Below are 20,009 nucleotides of genomic sequence, written 5' to 3'. Positions count from 1 at the left end.
TTAGACAACCGAGAGATTATTGCCGTCGAGTTCGTCCCTCTGCTCGGCGCTCAGATACCCGAGCGGATCCTGCACGGGACCCGAGGCCGCCTGTACGAGCGCGATCTCTTCCGCCGGCTTCGTGGCCGAAGCCATCGGTGCATCCTCGCCACTTCCCGACAGATAGCGATCGAGGACTTCCTCAAGCGTGCCCCGTCCTTCGAGCAGGTCGAACTCGGGGAACCCGGTCTCGCCGATCGCAGCGATGTTCTCACTGCCGTCGATATCTGCCAGATCGAGCGGGATCGCCTCGGCCGCGAACATGCCCATGAAGGCCGCCGCATCGGTGTCGGGCACCCCGGCGCCGGAGGGCTGGACGGTCACCTCGAGCGTGCCCTCTTCCACCTCGCCCGACGGCAGCGTGACCTGGTACTCGAAGGTATCGAGCGCCGGTTCGGTCAGGTGCGCCGTCGTGTTGGGCGTGTAGGTGTAGGTGCCGTCGGCATTGACCTCCAGCGCGCCGTAGGTGCCCTGGATGGTCACCGGAGTGCCGCTCGCTACTTCAGTGAAGGTCACCCCATCAGCCGAGATCGCCAGCGGCGGATCCACGTCGCCGAGCAGGTCGTTCGCGAACAGATCGCCTTCGGCCGGGAAAGTCTGGCCGACGAGGAAGCTGTCGAGATGAGTGACCGTCGAGGTGACGTCGATGTTAACGCCGCCGGCGACCGCGACCAGGCCGAAGTCGACGTCGGCCCGGACCCGGTACTCGCCCGCCGGAACGTCGGGAACGAGGATGTCACCGGTGCCGCCACTGCCCAGCAGGCTCAGTAGCTGGCCGCCGCTGTAGCTGGCGTAGGTGGTCCAGGTGCCGCTCGCCGTGTCCAGCATCTCGACGAAGACCGTGACGCCGCCGCCCACGCCGAGGAGACTTCCGGCATCCACGGCGAGCGTCACGTCCTGGGTGGTGTCGGCAGCGACGATGAAGCTGTCGCTGACGAGATCCCCGCTCGTGCCGATCGGCGCGCCGAGCAGAACTCCGGTCCACGCGTAGTCTACCGCATCGGGCATCGGATCGCCCGCGGTCACCTCGTACTCGTACTCGATCCCGGCCTGCGCCGTATCGTCGGCCACCTGTTCACCCGCGCCCTCGACCGTGAGCGTCGCCTCGACCGAGTTGGTGCCATCCGAGATGGTGTAGGTGAACACGTCGGACAGTCCGATCGAGGCGGAGTCGCCGTTCGCCGTGTAGCTGTAGGAACCGTCGGCATTGATGACGAGCGTCCCGTAGGCGCCCTCGATCGTCGCGCTGCCATCGGTGACCGCTTGCACCTCGCCGGCACCGTTCTCGACCTGTGTCACGGCCGTGCCGGGAACGGCGGTGTCCTCGCCCGCCTCCCCGCTACCGGCGGCGTCGGGATCGATCACGTTCCCGGTGACCGGTGTGCCGACGCCTGAGAAGCTGTGCTCGGTGACGGTCGCCGTGACCGAAGTGTCCTGGATGACCGTCAGCGTGTTGCTGAGCAGCGCCTCCGTGACCGCCCCGAGGACCGCATCGAGAGATGCGCCCAGACCCAGCGAGTTGAGGCCGTCCGTCAGGACTTCCACCAGCTCACCCGCACCGAGACTGGTGGTGGTGTCGAGCACCGGCTCCAGGAGGTTCCTGACGACGGTCCCCAGCGGAAGTCCGAGCCCCGGCAGGATCTCGCCGTTCAGCGCCGTCTCGACCGCATCGAGGACGAGCGCCTGGTTTTCCGTCCCGAGGACCACGCCCCCTTCGCCGAGTTCTTCCAGCGACAGGCCGTTGCCGTCGGTGTCGAGCAGGCTACCCAGAGTGCTTTCGCCCTTGCGGACCACGATCGTGTAGTCGCCCGGTTCGAGCCCGGTCACGTTTGCGACGAGCGTGTTGTCGCTCGTCACGCCGAGCACGCCCAGTCCGGCCACGTCGCCAAGCAGCGGATCGTTGCCGGTGGTCAGGACCCCGACCAGCTCGCCCGCCGCGTCGTAGATCTCGACGTTGAAGGCGTCCGCCACTGCGAGCAGCGACGTCTGGCTGACCTCGATAGCGACATCGCCCGAGGTTCCTTCGGCGACGGAGATTGCGAGGCTGTTGGTCGCGTTGCCGTCGTCGAGCAGGCCGAGAACCTGCAGATTGTCGTCCGCCACGGGTGCTTGGGTAACCGAGTCCCTGGTCCCCAGGTCCGCCGTGGCCGTATCGTCCACCGCCAGGAGAGCCGCCACCGTCACGGCGCCGAGTTGAGCGCTCGGTCCGGTGTTGCCCGCCGCGTCCGTCTGACGGACCTGCACCTCACCGGCGGCATATTCGCCGACGGCCAGTTCGAAGCTGGTGCCCGTACCGGCCACCCAGTTTGTGCCGCCGTCGGTTGAGTACTCCCAGGACGCTCCGTCCTCGAGACCGCTGATTCCGACGGTGCCGTCGCTGGTGATGCCGTCGCCATCGACGCCGGTATCGGTTTCGAGGGCGGTTTCAAGCGCTGCCGGCGGCGTGAGGTCGGGTGCCTCGGCCGTGGCGGGCGTGGACTCGTTGCCCGCGGCATCGGTAGCGGTGACCAGAAGGTCCTCACCATTGGTCTGCGCCGGGATCGTCACACTGTAGGTGCCGTCTGCCCCGACCGTGCCGGTTCCAAGCTCGGTCGTACCGTCGGGAGCGTAGACGGTGATCGTTGCGCCGACCTCGCCGCTGCCGGTCACCGTGGTGCCGGTCGCATCGTCCACGTCCGCGGTCGGAGCGTCGGGCGGTGTGGTGTCGGCCTCCACCAGGTTGATCGTGAGCGTCGCCGTATCGCTGCTTCCGTCGGGATTCACGAGCCGGTAGGTGAACACCTCCGTCTCGCCCACGCCCACAGCCTCATCATTGGGGGTGTAGGTGTAGCTTCCGTCAGCATTGATGACGAGCGTACCGTATTCGCCCGCGACGACGAGGCCGTCGGTCACGGCGGCGAAACTGCCGTCGCCCGTATCGATTTCCAGCACCGCCTCGCCCGCGTCCACATCGTTTGCGAGCACGTTGCCGTTCACCGGATCCCCGTCCACCGTGGTGGTGTTGAACTCGGCATCGAGGGTGAGCGTGATGCCCAGCGACAGCAGGCCGCCGCCTTCGTAGACCACCCGATAGTTACCGGGAGGGAGGTCGTCGGCCGTGACTTGAACCTGATTGTCGGCAAGCACGTCGAGCGACAGCAGGTCGAGCAGGCCGCCTCCGGACGTGCTGGCGACGTCCTCGTAGGATCCGTCGGGCTGCTCCCTCTGGAGTGTGAACTCGACGCCCGAGAGTACGGTTGCCAGGCTGTCCGCGGTTAGCGTGAACGTGGCATCGGTTTCAGCGCCGGCGGCGACCGTGAAGTCGTAGGCCTCGCTGAACGTTCCAACCGCCAGGACATAGGTCGTGCTCTCGCTGTCGGTCGTCGTCTCGACCGTCAGCGGGAATTCCACCGTGGCCGTATCGTCGAAGGCATCGGCGTCGGCGTCAGCATCCGCATCGGCGTCCGCGTCAGCATCGGCGTCCGCGTCAGCATCGGCGTCAGCATCCGCGTCGGCATCCGCGTCCGCGTCGGCATCGGCGTCAGCGTCTGCATCGGCATCGGCGTCAGCGTCCGCGTCCGCATCCGCGTCGGCATCGGCGTCAGCGTCTGCATCGGCGTCAGCGTCCGCGTCCGCATCCGCGTCGGCGTCGGCGTCAGCATCCGCATCGGCGTCCGCGTCCGCATCAGCATCAGCGTCGGCATCAGCGTCGGCATCGGCATCGGCATCGGCGTCAGCGTCTGCATCGGCATCAGCGTCCGCGTCCGCATCCGCGTCGGCATCGGCGTCAGCGTCTGCATCGGCGTCCGCGTCAGCATCGGCGTCAGCGTCCGCGTCCGCATCGGCGTCGGCATCGGCGTCAGCGTCCGCGTCCGCATCCGCGTCGGCGTCAGCATCAGCGTCCGCGTCGGCATCAGCGTCCGAGTCGTCACCGCCACCACCGCCTGCGGCGGCGGCGATTCCGGCCGCTCCAAGGAGACCAGCCAGAGGCAGAACCACGCCTGCGCCGGCTCCACTCGCTTCGGCCGATCCGGCGGCGACCTGCGTAAAGAGGTCGCCGACCTCGCCGAGTTCGTAGAACTGTACGCCGTCACCGGGCCTGGCGACCCACATCGACCCGTCGGCTTCTTCGAGCACGACTTCGCTGTAGTCGGTCAGCCCATAGAAATTCGCTATCCGGATGACTTCGCCCGATTTGAGGCGGATCAGGAGATCGTCGCCCTCGCGTTCGAGGCTGGCAATATCGGCGCGCTCGAGCTGCAACTTGACGACGCTCGGACCACTTAGATCGATCGAGTCCAGCGGAACGGAACGGCTCTCGCCCGTAGCCTTGTCATAAACTTCGGCAGCCATGTGCAACTCCCCTGTTTACCCGAACGGACGCAACCCCAATATTTACCGTGCGCGCAGTTAAGCGGCGTGAACTAACAAGTTCACGTGCAAGTTCTTGGATTTCTATTTGTTATCGTAGCGACGATATTTGAGTCCGCAACAGATCACGGCGTAATCGTTCCGCTTTCGGAATAGTTACTTGTGATCTACCGAGGGCGGCTCCGCGCAAAAGTCTATCTTGACCTCAGCCGGTCGCGAAGGGCGGGCCGCGTCTTGCAGGATCTTGCCGTCCCTGCGCCCATCGTACGGGCGCGCCCCGGGGTGAGATGATTCGGGTGCGGAGGCGTTCTCCCAGCCTTCGTGCCGCCAGGCGGGCGGAGGAGGGCGCCAGAATTAGCGCGTCGGCGGCATCGACCTGGGGGCGCGGCGCCGGGATGTCTCGCCGGCGGCGCGAACCGACGCTGTCTTATGCGGAGCGGCCGGCCGCGAGCACGAGCGTTCCGGGGCCGAAACTCGGTTCGTCTCCCTCGACCAGAAGGCACGCGCCCGGCGCTGCACGATCGCCGCCGCAGGTCACCTCGCCTTCGATAGGCACCATCCAGACCGGGCCCGCGCCGAGGCACGCCATGATCGCTTTCGCATCCACGCCCTTCACCACTGTGAAATGGCTGGTCTGCGCGAGCACCCGGCACGCCTCCCTGCTGTCACCCGTGTGCAGGGTGAGGTCGTCGGGATAGGGTTCGGCGCGAGCCACGGCGACGCCGTCGTCGAGATGGAGTTCGCGCGGCCTGCCGTAGTCGTAGAGCCGGTAGGTGACGTCCGAATTCTGCTGCACTTCGACAAGGGAAACGCCCGCGCCGATCGCGTGGACCGTGCCCGCGGGGATAAGGAAGAAGTCGCCGGGACGGACGGGCTTCCAGTCCATCATCGTCTCGATCCCGCCATCAAGGGCCAAGGCGCGGAGGCGGTCGCCGTCCAGAGCTTCGCGCGTCCCGATCCCCAGCACGGCACCCGGTTCCGCCGCGGTCACATACCAGCATTCGGTCTTGCCGGCCGGGAGCCCGCGGTCCCGCGCCTGCTCGTCGTCAGGGTGGACTTGGATCGAGAGGCGCTCGCTGGTGAAGAGCAGCTTGACGAGCAACGGCATCGGCTGCCCGTCGCCGCGGGTGAACCAGACCTCGCCGACGCGCTCGCCGCCGTCATGGCCGTCGATCGGTATCGGCAGCGTAGTGCGACCCCAGGGCTTCTCAACGTGGCGCGCGGCGAGCTTCATCGCGAAAATCCCTCACGTGGTGCGAACCGGCGCGAGTCGCCCCGGCCGGGGGTGGTCATCCTAATGGATCGAGGGTTGTAACCGCACCACCTGAATAATCCAAATGATTTGGGATATTTCCGCGTGGCGGGCTAAACACGCTGGTCTCTCGCGGTCTGTCGGGTTACGGCGGCACTACCCCCTCGGGTGGCGCGACAGATCGTGCGGCAGTTGCCTGCTCCGAGAAGAGATGAGGAGTTCGCCCTTTGGCGTCAGCACAGCGATCAACTCTCCGGGCGCGTCCGGCAGTGGCGATGCCGCGCGTTCTTCCTCAGCCTTCAGATGGCGCGCCATCTTCCGATCTGCCGAGTTACAGCCGCGGAGGCGGAGAATGACTGCCGCCCCCCGCGCCCGCGTCGGGCTGTCAGGCACCAATCTCGAGCGCGCGGCCGACCACAACCAGCGCGTCACCCTCCACGCGATCCGCGTCAACGGGCCGCTCACCCGGGTCGACCTGGCAAACATTACAGGCCTCACACATGCGACAATAGCGAACATCACCAAACGCCTCCTCGCCGAAGGACTGATCGAAGAGGCGGGGCGCCTGCGCGGCGGGCGCGGCCAGCCGCCCGCCAAGCTGATCGTCAATCCGAACGCCTGTTATTCGCTCGGCGTCAACATCGACCGCGATCATGTGACCATGGTGGTGGTGAATTTCCTGGGCCAGACGCTGGCTCGTGTGTCGCGGGAGGTGGAGTTCGCGCTGCCGGACGAGGTCAGATCGTTCTATCGAAGTTCGGTCGAGACGCTTCTCAAGCGAGCGAAGATCGACGTTTCGCAGCTGGTGGGTGTGGGCGTTGCTCAGCCCGACGACCTGGGATTGGTCGACCTGCCCGGGCGCCCCGTCGCTTACGCCGAGTGGGAGAGTATGGACGTGGCGAGCCTTTTCGCCGAGCCGCTCAACCTTCCGGTATTCGTCGAGAACGATGCCGCAGCGGCGGCGATGGGCGAGCTTCAGCTTGGCCTCGGCCAGGGTTTTTCCAGTTTCTTTTACGTCCTGATATCTTCCGCGCTCGGCGGCGGCCTGGTGATCGATGGCGCTTACTTCCGGGGCGCGGACGGGCGCAGCGGCGAGCTGGGCTTCCTGATGAGCGACGATGGCCGTGGTGGGCGCAGCCAGATCCAGAACTTCGTCTCCCTTTCCGGTCTCTCCCGCCCGCTGGAAGCGGTAGGTTTCAGCATCGTCGACATGTTGCAATCGCAGGGGCGCAACGAGAAGATCGAGCCGATCGTCGACGCCTGGATCGAAGAGGCAGTCGAGCGGCTCGTGGAGCCGCTGACGGCAATCAACTGCCTGATCAATCCCGCCGCGGTGCTGATCGGTGGTCGCCTGCCGGGCCCTTATGTCGACCGTCTGGCCGACCATCTCGGCACGCTGCTGCAGCAACGTGCGACCAACGCGCCCGTGATTGCTCCGATCAAGCGGGCCATGCTCGCCGAAGACGCTCCAGCGGTCGGCGCCGCGATCCTGCCGTTCAGCCACTTCCTGCTGCCCAAGCCGAATGCGCTCTGGAAAGCACCGGCGCGCGTCTAGTGCCCGGAAGAGGCTTCCACTCTCGATCTGAAACTTCCGCTCGCAGCTGACAAGGCGGACGAGAAATCGGTCGTGCCTCGGAAGCTCGGCGCTCCCGATCATTTCATTTGACAAAATGATTTAATTAATCGAGAACCCGGTTCGACAGCCGGAGCGGAGCAAATCCGCCCGGCTCGACGAGAGCCTCATCGCAGGGGATCGTCGGGAGAGGAGGACTGATGAGGAACGATCACGCGCAGCTCACGATTCGCGCATTGCGAAGCCCGAACCGGATGCGGACCATCGCAATACTCGCGGCCGGTGCGGGTCTCGCCGCTGCACCCCTCCTCGCGCAAACGCATGACGGCGCGCAGTCGAGCAACGCGCCTGTCGATGTCGCCGATCCGCTGGTCGGCACTGCCCCGCTCGACGATCGCGACTTGATCGGCAACGCGCCGCCGCCGGGCGAGCCGCTCTACTCCGGGCAGACCTCGCCGGGTGGGCGGCTGCCGCACAGTTCGGTCGAGGCATCGCCGGTAAACGTCAATCTCGAGCTTACCTATCCCAACGGCGTCCCCGCGCCCTACCACTATCCGAACCCCACCATGATAGCCTTCACCGGCGGCGGTGGCGCGACCTACGGCGGCAATGCCAAGCCGTTCATCATGCCGGTGGTCGGCGACTGGACGGTGCCGCCCGCCTACACCCCGTCGTACTACGACAAGGCTCGGGAGAAGGCCTCGCCCGGCTATTATTCGGTCTATCTCGACACCTTCCGCACCCAGGCGGAGCTGACGGCCACGCAGTGGACCAGCATGATGCGGTTCACTTTCCCCGAAACAGACCGGGCGAACGTAATCGTCAACCTGCCGCGTGAAGGCGGCGAGGTCGAGATCGTCGGCGACCGGACGGTGCGCGGCGTCTCGGCCGAGAAGCGGCGCAGCGCCGACGGACCCTATTTCGTGGCTGAATTTTCCAAGCCCTTCGCGGCGCTTGGCACGTTTCGCGCGAACCTGGAGGACAAGGGCTGGGGCATCGGCACCAAGGACGTCGAGCCGGGCCGGCGCGAGATCTCCGGCAACTATGCCGGGGCCTACATCACCTTCGCCACCAAGCAGGGCGAGCAGGTGCTGATGAAGATCGCGCACGGCCACAGCTATGCCGAGGCCGAGCAGCGCCTGCGTGAGGAGAATCCCGGCTGGGATTTCCAGCGCGTCCACGATTCCGCGCGAGCGCAATGGGCGGAACTGCTGGACCGCGTGCAGGTCACCGGGGGCACGCCCAAGCAGCGCAAGCTGTTCTACTCGACGCTGTTCCAGTCTTTCGCCAGCCCGCGCCTTGTCGCGGAGAAGGGCGACACCTTCACCGGCCGTGACGGCCAGGTGAAGACCGCGACCTACAACCGCTACAGCCCGGTTCCGTTCTGGGACACCGGCCGCAATCAGATCGTGCTGCTCGAGCTGATGGAGCCCGAGCTGGTGCAGGACGTCATGCGTTCCGAACTCGATATGGCGCGCGAGAGCGGGTTCATGAACACCTCGTTCCACGGCGACAACGCGGTGTTCCTCTACCTCGGCGCGATGGAACGGGGCATCCCGTTCGATTACGAGGCGGCTTACGAATATCTCCGCAAGAACGCGACTGACCCCGAGGGGCCGCGCGGCTACATGGACGAGTATCTGACCAAGGGCTGGATCTCGGACATCGTGCCCGAAGGGAATCCCAGCCCGCCTTACGCAGGCGGCAAAGCGGGTGCCGACAAGACGCTCGAATATGCCTGGGACGACCACGCCCTGGCGGTGATGGCGCGGCGCCTCGGCAAGATGGATGATTACCGCATGTTCCTGCAGCGTGCGGGCAACTACCGGTACGTCTTTGACAGCTCGACCGGGTTCATGCGCGGGCGGACCGAGGACGGGAACTGGATTTCCCCCTTCGATCCGGGCGAGCCTTACTACAACTTCATGATGAAGGAGGCCTCCGGCTGGTCGACGCTGTGGCTGGTGCCGCACGACGTGCAGGGGCTCATAGATCTGTTGGGCGGGCGCGAGGCGTTCAACGCCAAGCTCGATGAATTCTTCGAGACGCCCTACAACCCGAAGGGCATCTGCCGCGACTGCACCGGCATGCTCGGCCAGTACGTGCAAGGTAACCAGCCCGACCAGCACGCCCCCTATCTCTATGCCTGGAGCGGCCAACCCTGGAAGACCCAGAAGCTGGTGCGGGAAATCCTCGACACGCTCTACGGCAGCGATGCCGCCGGCTACGGCTATCCCGGCATGGACGACCAAGGGGCGACCTCGTCGTGGTACGCGATGAGCGCGATGGGCTTCTACCCGGTTGATCCCTCCACGCCGCATTACATCATCGGCAGCCCCGTGTTCGACACTGTCAGCCTGAGCATGGGCAACGGCGGGGCGCTGGAGATCGTCGCGGAGAACAATTCGGCCGAGAACCTCTACATCCAGTCGGCGACGCTGAACGGCCGCCCCTGGAACAAGCCGTGGTTCAGCCACGACGACGTCAAGGACGGCGCACGTCTGGTGCTGACGATGGGGCCGCAGCCCAATCCGAACTGGGGCAGCGCGCTGAGTGCCGCGCCGCCTTCGATGTCGGAGCCGGCACGATGAGCCAGGCCATCGGACTCCTTTGCTCTCGGGCTCTGATGGCGCTCTTCTGCGCCGTCGCGGCCTTCGGCGCCGCGCCGGCGCTGGAGGCGCAGGAGCCCGCGAGCGACAAGGTCTTCACCGGCGAGGTGATGACCAGCTGGGGCCGCGAGGTCACGCCCGAGAACGCTTGGCGCAGCTACCCGCGCCCGCAGCTCAAGCGCGATGCCTGGCTCAACCTCAACGGCCTGTGGGACTATGCGATCACCTCGCCCGACCTGGTGCGGCCGGAGCGGATGGACGGGCAGATTCTCGTGCCCTTCGCAGTCGAATCGCGCCTCTCGGGCGTCGCTCGCAGAGTCGGGCCCGAAGATCGGATCTGGTACCGCCGCAGCTTCACCGTTCCCGCCGATTGGGCCGGCCAGAACGTGATGCTGAACTTCGGTGCGGTCGATTACGAGGCGCATGTCTGGGTCAACGGTGCCCTGGCCGGCTCGCACACGGGCGGCTTCGACGCCTTCGGGCTGGACATCACCCCCTTTCTTCGTAGCGGCGAGAACGAACTGCTGATCCAGGTCGCCGACCCGACGAGCGCCGGCACGCAGCCGCGCGGCAAGCAGATCCTCGAGCCGGCGGGCATCTGGTACACCGCAGTCAGCGGCATCTGGCAGACGGTCTGGCTCGAGCCGGTGCCGAAGCTTCATATCGCCGATGTGCGCGCCACGCCCGACATCGACCGCGGCGTGATCGAAGTCGACGTGGCGCTGAACGGCTGGGCCGACGACACCGACGCGGTGCGCCTGACCGCGAGCGCTGGCGGCAAGACAATCGCCTCGACGGTGATCCGTGCCAACCGCCATGCGACGCTTGAGATCCCGAATGCGCGGCTCTGGTCGCCAGAGGACCCGTTCCTCTACGATCTGACCGCCGAACTGGTCACGGTGCGCGATCCCTATGCCGGGATGGAGGACCGCAACCGCGTGTCCTACGACGCGCGTTTCACCGAACGCGAGCAGAACACCTATGCCGCGGCTCAAGTCGTCGGCGCGCCGCGCGACCGGGTCGAGACCTATTTCGGCATGCGCAAGATTTCGGTCGGTCCCGGTCCGGTGCACGGCCAGCCCGTGATCCTGCTCAACAACGAGCCTTACTTCCAGCACGGCACACTCGACCAGGGCTGGTGGCCGGACGGGCTCTACACGCCGCCTTCGGAAGAGGCGATGGTGAGCGACCTGGCCTTCCTCAAGAAGGCCGGCTTCAACATGGTCCGCAAGCACATCAAGACCGAGCCAGCGCGCTACTACTATGATGCGGACCGTCTCGGCATGCTGGTCTGGCAGGATATGCCTTCGGGCGGCGGCGAGGACCAGTTCGTCACCGGTACCAGCAAAAGCCAGGCAGTGCTCTCGTCTGACACGATGGCGCAGCATCAGGACGAACTCACCCGCATGATCGGCGACTTCCGCGCTTTCCCGTCGATCGTGATGTGGGTGATCAACAACGAAGGCTGGGGCCAGTACGATTCCGAGACTCTGACCAAGCTGGTGAAGGGGATCGATCCGAGCCGGCTGGTCAATGCCGACAGCGGCTGGCTCGACGTTGCGCCCGAAGTATCCGACGTGTTCGACATCCACACGTACGAGGACGAGCCGAGGACACCCGAGCGCAAGAGCAACCGCGCGATCGTGCTCGGCGAATATGGCGGCATCGGCCTGCCCGTCGAAGGGCATCTCTGGCGCAAGAGCGAACGCAACTGGGGCTATCAGACGGCCACCGACGAAGCCGACTACGTTGCCCGCTATCGCCGCAAGCTGGAGGCGGTGATCCACCAGGCCAAGGAGCACGGCCTCAGCGCCGCGGTCTATACCCAGACCACCGACGTCGAGGACGAGATCAACGGCCTGCTCACTTACGATCGGGCAGTTCCGAAGGCACCGCCAGAAACACTCGCCGAAATTGCAGCTCCGCTCTTGGATGAGGGAGGTGGACGATGAACGCTGTGGTCGACGGAAAGCCCCGGGGCCAGACGTGCGGCCCACGCAGCCAAAAATCGGTCGAGCTGTGTGCGAATTTAATTGGAAAATTGATTTTTTTATTCTGAGATGGCGTTCGGGCGACTCGCGCAGTCTCGTGTGGGTGGTCCGGCGAACAGGAAGGGGAGCTCAAGCTCCCACAGCAGGGAGGAATGTCGGACATGAGTAACAGGCAGGTTCCACGGCGCTACGGCAACGGACGGCTCGCACGCGAGCTGATGCTGTCGGTCAGCGTAGTTGTCGGCTTTGCGGGAACGGCCCATGCACAGACCGCGGCGCCGAGTTCGCCGGATCAGCAGCAGGGCACGACTTCCGCCGACACCGGCGGCGAGATCGTCGTCACCGGCTATCGCGAATCGATCGAAGAGAGCCTGCGCCAGAAGCGGGAAGCGAACGCGCTCGTCGACGTGATCACCGCAGAAGACATCGGCAAGTTCCCCGACAAGAACGTCGCCGACGCGTTGCAGCGCGTGCCTGGCGTCGTGATCACCCGCGACGGCGGCGAAGGCAGCCGGGTCAGCATTCGCGGCTTGCAGCCCGGCCTCACGCTCACGCTGCTCAACGGCAACTTCTTGGCTGGCGCCGACAGCGGCGATCCGCAGCGCTCGTTCAACTACGTGATGCTGCCGTCGAATTTCATCGCGAGCACCGAAGTCTACAAGTCGCCCGAAGCGCGGCTCGAAGAAGGCGGCGTCGGCGGGACGATCATCCTCAACACGCGGCGCCCGCTCGACCTCGATGCCTGGTCGGGTTTCGCCTCGGTCGAGGGGACGTACTCCGATACGACCGAGAAGTTCGAGCCGCAGCTCGCCGCACAGGTCTCGTGGAAGAACGATGCCGAAACGCTCGGCTTCCTCGTCGGCGGCGTCTACCAGGAGCGGTCGAACCGCGAGCTGCGCGGCTACACCGAGACCTGGCGCTGGTGGAGCGACCGCGACGACGACGGTAACATCATCACGCCGGCCACCGACGTCAACGGCAATCCCTTCGCGAACGACGACGCCATCTCCTATTGGCCCGGTCAGGGCGTGACCACGCGCGATGGTGAGCACTACTCGGGCTACTGGGCGCCGCAGTCGGTGAACACCGAAGTCTTCGACCAGAAGCGCGAGCGTTACGGCATTCAGGCGACCATGCAGGTGCGGCCGTTCGACAACGTCACCGTCACCTCCAACTACTTCCGCTTCGAGTACAGCAGCGACTTCGTCAGCAACGTGCTGAAGATCCCCGAGTGGGGCTACGGGAACTTCTTCACCGGGCCGACCTTCGATCCGAGCGGAACCATCTTCCAGTCGGCCGCCTTTGAGGTGCCGCCGGCGGGAATGGAATGCCTCGCGAACACCCCACCCTGCACGATGGAGACCCCGCAGCTCGCCGGCACTTACAGCCGCGAAAAGCAGGTCTCGAACACATTCGAAACAGAGGTGGCGTACGAAGGCGATCGCTTTGAAGCGGTGGCAAAGTTCGGCAAGACGCGGGCCACCGGCGGCCCGTCGATGCGCTTCGGCGTTGCTGCAAAGCCTCGTCTGACCACCACCGGTGCGGAGCAGAACGGCAACTTCTACAGCGCCTGGGATTTCACGGGCGGCGATCTCAATATGGAGTTCTCGCCAGAGCTGCAGGAGAACATCAAGAACGGGATCGCGCAGATCGACATCGGCTCGACCGGTTCGGGCTTCACCAACAGCGAGCTTGAGCAGCGCTATGCACAGCTCGACATGACGCGACACTTCGACAATTTCCTGAGTTCGATCCAGGTCGGCGCGAAGTGGCGGGAGCTCAACATCCAGCGCGAGACCGGCCGCAACGAATGGTACGCCGACCCCGCAACAGAGTTGCGCTATCAGGACACGCCGGAGGGTGCGATCGCCCGGCCGGAGTATTTCTACGATCAGCCGATGGGCAATATCACCGGGGGGTTCGATGCGAACCTGTTCCCCGGCATCGATTTCAATCGCTATCTGGACTACATCAATTCGACCTACGGCCCGTCGGTCCGTGTGCCGGAGCCGAATAATCTCTACAATATTACCGAGCGCGTCTGGGCGGGCTACGTTCAGGCGAACTTCGAGACCGGCGGTCTGCGCGGCAACATCGGCTTGAGGGTCGCAAACACGAAGCAGTCGGGTGTGACTTCGGATCGCCTCGAGTATCTCAACGACTACTGTGTCGACGGGCCCGGCGGTCCGTTCGACCCTAACAAGCCCTTGGGCCCCGACGGCAACTGCGACGTGATCCCGCTCGAAGAGCGTCGGGAAATCATCAACACGCGAGTCGAGGAGTCGAAGAACTACACCGACTGGCTCCCCAGCCTGAACCTCGTCTACGAAGTCACCGACACGCTGCTGGTCCGCGGCGCGGTCGCCAAAGTGATCGCACGCCCCGCGTTCGGCGATCTCGCCGGCTCGCGTTCACTCACCTACCGCTCGGCCGCATATGCGTTCGACCGAAACGAGTTCGGCGAGTTCGAGGGTTGGTCCGGCGGCGGCGGCAATGCCGAGCTGAAGCCTTTCTCTGCCTGGCAGTACGATCTCGGCGTCGAGTGGTACTTCCGGCCCGGTTCGGTGGTTGGCGCCACCGTATTCCGCAAGGACGTGTCGGACTTCATCGTGCCGTTGGTGCTCGACGTGGAGCGCGAGGTCGCCGGCGAGGTGGTGCTGATCCAGCCCTACTCAACTGTCGCCAATGGCTCGGATGCGGTATCGCAGGGCGTCGAAGTTTACGCCCAGCACACTCTGCCTTTCGGCCTGGGCGCGCAAGTGAACTTCACCTACAACGACACTTCGGTTGCCGACATTACGCTCGATGGCGAGAAGGTCGGCGAATCCGCCCTGGTCGGCAGTTCGAAGACGCAGCTCAACGCATCGGTGTTCTATGAAACCGACCGGCTGCTCCTGCGTGCATCGTACAACCGTCGTGGCGAAGTCGTCGGCGGGCTCGCTTCGGGCCTGAACGTCTACACCGATCCGTACGAGCAGATCGACCTCAACGCGTCGTACGAGCTGTTCGACAATCTGCTCCTCACCGCGGCAGTCATCAATCTGACCAAGTCGGAGGAGAGCATGCATCTCGGCAACGACACTGACGACCGCTTCTACCGTAACAATTACTTCGGTCGGCGCGCCTACATCGGCTTGTCCTACAACTTCTGAGGCAGGCGCCTGCCATTCTCTCCCCCCTGGGTGGCTCCGAAAGGAGCCACCCCCCTTTTTCGGGGATAAGGGAGAGCCGGGATTTTCACTACATGGCCCGCGCGGATCGGCGGGCAAGGAGAGGGTCGTGACGCGCGGTTGGTTGAAGTCGGTTCTGGTTGCGGCGACGCTCGTCTGGGGCGGTCCCGCAGCGGCCGAGAACCCGGTCGTTCCGGGGTGGTACGCCGATCCCGAAATACGGGTTTTCGGCGACCGCTACTGGATCTATCCGACGTACTCGGATCACACCGAAACGCCCGACGTGTCGGAGCATTTCAGCGAGAAGCAGCAGGAGCTCCGCAAACAGCAGGCACTGCGGCCCTCCTATTACATCCAGACCTTCTTCAACGCCTTCTCCTCGCCCGATCTGGTCAATTGGACCAAGCACAGTCATGTCCTCGACGTCGAGAACGTCGAGTGGGCGGCCTACGCCGTCTGGGCGCCGTCGGCGATCGAGAAGGACGGCAAGTACTATCTCTTCTTCGGCGCCAACGACATCCAGTCGGACGATCAGCTCGGCGGGATCGGCGTCGCGGTCAGCGACAGCCCCGCGGGGCCGTTCAAGGATGCGATCGGCAAGCCGCTCATCGGCAAGTTCCACAACGGCGCACAGCCGATCGACCAGTTCGTGTTCCGCGACAAGGACGGCCAGCACTATCTCTATTACGGCGGCTGGAAGCACTGCAACGTCGTGCGCCTGGGCGACGATCTGACCTCGATCGTGCCGTTCGAGGACGGCACGATGTTCAAGGAGATCACGCCGCCCGGCTATGTCGAGGGATCGTTCATGGTCGAGCGGAACGGCATCTACTACCTGATGTGGTCCGAAGGCGGCTGGACCGGCCCGGACTACCGCGTCGCCTATGCGATGGGGCCGAGCCCGACGGGGCCGTTCGAGCCCAAGGGCGTCATTCTCGAGCAGGATTTCAGCATTGCGCGCGGCGCGGGCCATCATTCGATGGTCAATGTGCCCGGGACCGATGAGTGGTATATCGCCTATCACCGCCGCCCGCTGGATACCGATCGGGGCGAGCACCGGCAGATCGCGATCGACCGCATGTATTTCAACGAAGACGGAACGATCCGTCCGGTCGTGATGACCAACGAAGGCGTCGATCCGCGGCCGCTGGCGGCGGCGGGCTCGAACTAACGATGATGGGGAGGGAAACCTTGAGAAACAGCCTGAGCCGCACCCTGCGCGGCGCGACCACGATGCTGCTTGCGGTGAGCCTCTCGCTGCCGCTGCCTGCGGCGGCCCAGAGCGCGCAGCGGAATGCGGGCGAAGGCGAGGCGCTGGTCGATCTCGTCAATCCGCTGATGGGGACCGACAGCGAATTCGCGCTGTCATACGGCAACACCTATCCCGCCGTCGCGGTGCCGTGGGGCATGAACTTCTGGACCCCGGTCACCGGCGAGATGGGCAGCGGCTGGGGCTATACCTACGACGCGCACAAGATCAGCGGCATCAAGCAGACCCACCAGCCCAGCCCCTGGATGAACGACTATGCCGCGTTCGAGCTGATGGCGGTCACCGGCCCGGTTCGCATCAAGCAGGAAGAGCGCGCCTCGTGGTTCAGCCACATGGCCGAGGTGAGCAAGCCCTACAAATACCAGGTCTACCTCGCGGACCACGACGTGACGGCGGAGGTCGTGCCGACCAGCCGTGCGGCGCAGTTCCGCTTCACCTTCCCCGAGAGTGACGACGCGCACATCGTCCTCGATGCCTACAACGAAGGCTCGATGGTGACGATCGACCCGAAGCGTCGCCGCATCACCGGCTATGTCCGCAACAACAGCGGCGGGGTGCCGGACAACTTCCACAACTACTTCGTGCTCGAGTTCGACCGGGATTTCACCGTCACCCGGACCTGGGACGAGAACTTCCAGCTGCACGACGAGCTCAAGAGCGAAGGCGGGCATGTCGGCGCGGTCGTCAGCTTCAAGACCGAGAAGGGCGACCAGGTCGGCGTCAAGGTCGCCTCGTCCTTCATCAGCCCCGAGCAGGCACTGCTCAACCTCGAGCGCGAGGTCGGCGGCAAGAGCTTCGAACAGACCGAAGCCGCAGCGCGGGCCGAGTGGGAGAAGGAACTGTCCCGCATCCGCGTGACCGATTCCGATCTCGACAACCGCAAGACGTTCTACTCGGCCCTCTACCGCATGCTGCTGTTCCCGCGGCCGCTGCACGAGATCACGGCGGACGGAGAGACCGTCCACTACAGCCCCTACAACGGCAAGGTCGAGGACGGCTATCTCTACACCGACAACGGCTTCTGGGACACCTGGCGCGCGGTCTTCCCGTTCTTCGCGCTGATGTATCCCGACTTCGACAGCAAGGTGATGCAGGGGCTGGTCAACACTTACGAGGAATCGGGCTGGCTCCCGGAATGGGCGAGCCCCGGTCACCGCAACGTGATGATCGGCTCGAACTCGGCGATCATCATCGCCGACACCTACCTCAACGGTGTGCGAGGATTCGATGTCGAGAAGCTCTACGAGGCGATGGTCAAGAACGCGACCACGTCCGAAGGCCGTCCGCGCGACGACCGGGGACGGGTGATCAACGCAGTCGGGCGCGAAGGAGTCGAGTACTACAACCGCCTCGGCTACGTGCCTTACGACGTCGGCATCAACGAGAATGCCGCGCGCACGCTCGAATATGCGACGGCCGACTTCGCGCTGTCGCGGCTCGCCGCGGCACTGGGCAAGACCGAGGATGCCCGGAAGTACGCCAAGCAGGCACAGAACTACCGCAATCTCTATGACGCCGAGAGCGGCTGGATGCGCGGCCGCAATCAGGACGGAAGCTGGGCCACGCCATTCAACCCGTACAAGTGGGGCGACGCGTTCACCGAAGGCAATGCGCTGCACTATAGCTGGTCGGTGATGCAGGACGTTCAGGGTCTGATCGACCTGATGGGCGGGGACCAGAAATTCGTCGAGCGGCTCGATTCGATCTTCACCACCCCGCCGATCTTCGACGACAGCTACTACGGCCAGACGATCCACGAGATCCGCGAGATGCAGATCGTCGACATGGGCCAGTATGCCCACGGCAACCAGCCGATCCAGCACATGATCTACCTCTACAACTGGGCCGGCGCGCCGTGGAAGGGGCAGTACCATGTGCGCAACGTGCTCGAGAAGCTCTACTCGCATGGGCCGATCGGCTACCCGGGCGACGAGGACAACGGCCAGACTTCGGCCTGGTACGTCTTCTCCGCGCTCGGCTTCTATCCGGTGACGCCGGCGGTCGGCGAGTACGCGATCGGCAGTCCGCTGTTCGACCGGGTCGATCTGACCATGCCCAATGGCAAGGCGCTGACGATCATTGCGGAGAACAACAGCGACGAGAACGTCTATATCCAGTCGGTGACGTTCAACGGCCAGCCGCACGAGGTGACCTGGCTCGACCGCGAGGCGCTGCAGCAGGGCGGCACGCTCACTTTCGTGATGGGACCCGAACCCAACAAGCAATGGGGTGCCGGCAAGGACGCCGCGCCCTTCTCGATGAGCGCGCCCGCCGGTCAGTGACCGCGGCGTACCGAAACTCAGTGGGAGAGACCGTGATGAACCTCAGCCGCCGCGAGATGCTGTCGAGTGCAGGTGCCCTTGCCGTGGCGGCGACGCTGCCCGGGGCCGCAATGGCTGCCCAACAGGGCGTGTCGCAGCGCCCTCCGAAATCCCAACGCCGCTTCACCAGCAAGGCGGTCGAGGCCGAGATTGCGCGGGTGAAGGCGAAGATCGGCGACCCCGAACTCGCCTGGCTGTTCGAGAATTGCTACCCCAACACCCTCGATACCACGGTGTTCACCGGCGAGGTGGGCGGCAAACCCGATACCTTCGTCATCACCGGCGACATCAACGCGATGTGGCTGCGCGACAGCTCGGCGCAGCTCCAGACCTATGTCCACCTGACCGGCGAGGCCCCCGAGCTTCGCCGGCTGTTCCACGGCGCGATCCAGCGTCAGGCGCGCTGCATCCTGATTGATCCGTATGCCAACGCCTATACCCACGACCCGAACGCGAAGTCGAACCTGCCGGCGATCAACGATCTGACCGACATGAAGCCGGGAGTGGCCGAGCGGAAGTGGGAGATCGACTCGCTCTGCTATCCGATGCGCCTCGCGCACGGCTACTGGACGAACACGCGCGACAAGGCGCCGTTCGACGACGTCTGGGCGCAAGCGATGCGCACCGCGGTCGATACGCTGCGCGTCCAGCAGCGCAAGGACGGGCCCGGTCCCTATCACTTCCAGCGCGTCGACAAGTCGCCGACTGAGACGCTGATGTTCGGCGGCTACGGCGCACCGACTCGCAAGGTCGGGCTGATCCATTCGGGCTTCCGCCCGTCGGACGATGCCTGCCGCTTCCCGTTCCTGATTCCGTCGAACCTGTTCGCCGTCTCGGCACTTCGGATGCTTGCCTCCGTGCTGCGCGACACGCGCAATGATTCCGCCTTCGCCCGCGATTGCGAAGCGCTCGCGAGCGAGGTCGAGGCCGCGCTCCACGCGCACGGCAAGATGTCCGACGGCAAGGGCGGCGAAGTCTGGGCCTACGAGGTCGACGGCTACGGCAATGCCATCTTCATGGACGACGCCAACGTCCCCAGCCTGTCGGCGCTGCCGCTGCTTGGCTCGGCCGAACGCAACGATCCGCTCTATCGCCGCACCGCCGACCTCGCGTGGTCCGAGCGCAATCCCTATTTCTTCAAGGGGACGGCGGCCGAGGGGATCGGCGGCCCGCACATCGGCATGGACATGGTCTGGCCGATGTCGATCATCACCCGCGGCCTGCTGAGCGACGACGACGCGGAAATCCGCCAGTGCCTCAAGTGGCTGAAGACCACGCATGGCGGCACCGGGTTCATGCACGAGTCCTTCCACAAGGACGATCCGGCCAACTTCACGCGCAGCTGGTTCGCCTGGGCGAACGGCCTGTTCGGCGACCTGATCTTGGATCTGGAACGCCGCAAGCCCGCGCTGATCGCCGGCCGTATCTGACGGA

9 protein-coding genes are annotated in these 20,009 nt (G+C 65.1%); 7 read left to right on the top strand and 2 right to left on the bottom strand.

The genetic code is table 11. The features are described 5' to 3' along the window. Both ETX26_RS12380 and ETX26_RS12375 read right to left on the bottom strand, forming a co-directional pair. A complete protein-coding gene (locus tag ETX26_RS12380) occupies positions 1–4,371 on the bottom strand; it encodes a BapA/Bap/LapF family large adhesin (RefSeq protein ID WP_129524970.1) in 4,371 nt (1,456 codons plus the stop codon). A 445-nt stretch (positions 4,372–4,816) separates the two neighbouring features. Then, a complete protein-coding gene (locus ETX26_RS12375) occupies positions 4,817–5,632 on the bottom strand; it encodes a type I phosphomannose isomerase catalytic subunit (protein ID WP_129524969.1) in 816 nt (271 codons plus the stop codon). A 361-nt stretch (positions 5,633–5,993) separates the two neighbouring features. Between ETX26_RS12375 and ETX26_RS12370 the strand changes: the two genes are divergently transcribed. The 7 genes from ETX26_RS12370 (at position 5,994) to ETX26_RS12340 (ending at position 20,005) form a co-directional block, all read left to right on the top strand. Continuing rightward, the gene (locus ETX26_RS12370) at positions 5,994–7,196 is read left to right on the top strand and encodes an ROK family transcriptional regulator (RefSeq protein ID WP_129524968.1); all 1,203 of its coding nucleotides are present in this window, start codon (positions 5,994–5,996) and stop codon (positions 7,194–7,196) included. 218 nt (positions 7,197–7,414) lie between these two features. Then, a complete protein-coding gene (locus ETX26_RS12365; RefSeq protein WP_225425765.1) occupies positions 7,415–9,805 on the top strand; it encodes a GH92 family glycosyl hydrolase in 2,391 nt (796 codons plus the stop codon). Between the two features lie 35 nt (positions 9,806–9,840). Continuing rightward, positions 9,841–11,775 (top strand): glycoside hydrolase family 2 protein, encoded by a 1,935-nt coding sequence (locus ETX26_RS12360; RefSeq protein WP_225425764.1) that lies wholly within the window; start codon positions 9,841–9,843, stop codon positions 11,773–11,775. A 200-nt stretch (positions 11,776–11,975) separates the two neighbouring features. After that, positions 11,976–14,966, top strand: a complete 2,991-nt coding sequence (locus tag ETX26_RS12355) for a TonB-dependent receptor (protein WP_129524967.1) — start codon at positions 11,976–11,978, stop codon at positions 14,964–14,966. A gap of 127 nt (positions 14,967–15,093) precedes the next feature. Continuing rightward, a complete protein-coding gene (locus ETX26_RS12350) occupies positions 15,094–16,155 on the top strand; it encodes a glycoside hydrolase family 43 protein (RefSeq protein ID WP_225425763.1) in 1,062 nt (353 codons plus the stop codon). Positions 16,156–16,157: 2 nt separating this feature from the next. Then, complete coding sequence (locus ETX26_RS12345; protein ID WP_191984716.1) at positions 16,158–18,536, top strand: GH92 family glycosyl hydrolase; 2,379 nt, start codon at positions 16,158–16,160, stop codon at positions 18,534–18,536. A 35-nt stretch (positions 18,537–18,571) separates the two neighbouring features. Next, a complete protein-coding gene (locus tag ETX26_RS12340; protein WP_225425762.1) occupies positions 18,572–20,005 on the top strand; it encodes a glycoside hydrolase family 125 protein in 1,434 nt (477 codons plus the stop codon). The last annotated feature ends 4 nt before the right edge of the window (positions 20,006–20,009 follow it).

The organism is Pelagerythrobacter rhizovicinus (assembly GCF_004135625.1).
Classification (GTDB): Bacteria; Pseudomonadota; Alphaproteobacteria; order Sphingomonadales; family Sphingomonadaceae; genus Pelagerythrobacter; species Pelagerythrobacter rhizovicinus.
This window is presented reverse-complemented; position numbering and strand designations above follow the sequence as displayed.

Coding starts and splice junctions, on each gene's coding strand:
- ETX26_RS12345 (WP_191984716.1), top strand. CDS start 16,158: ATGATGGGGAGGGAAACCTTGAGAAACAGCCTGAGCCGCACCCTGCGC.
- ETX26_RS12370 (WP_129524968.1), top strand. CDS start 5,994: ATGACTGCCGCCCCCCGCGCCCGCGTCGGGCTGTCAGGCACCAATCTC.
- ETX26_RS12380 (WP_129524970.1), bottom strand. CDS start 4,371: ATGGCTGCCGAAGTTTATGACAAGGCTACGGGCGAGAGCCGTTCCGTT.
- ETX26_RS12355 (WP_129524967.1), top strand. CDS start 11,976: ATGAGTAACAGGCAGGTTCCACGGCGCTACGGCAACGGACGGCTCGCA.
- ETX26_RS12340 (WP_225425762.1), top strand. CDS start 18,572: ATGAACCTCAGCCGCCGCGAGATGCTGTCGAGTGCAGGTGCCCTTGCC.
- ETX26_RS12365 (WP_225425765.1), top strand. CDS start 7,415: ATGAGGAACGATCACGCGCAGCTCACGATTCGCGCATTGCGAAGCCCG.
- ETX26_RS12360 (WP_225425764.1), top strand. CDS start 9,841: ATGGCGCTCTTCTGCGCCGTCGCGGCCTTCGGCGCCGCGCCGGCGCTG.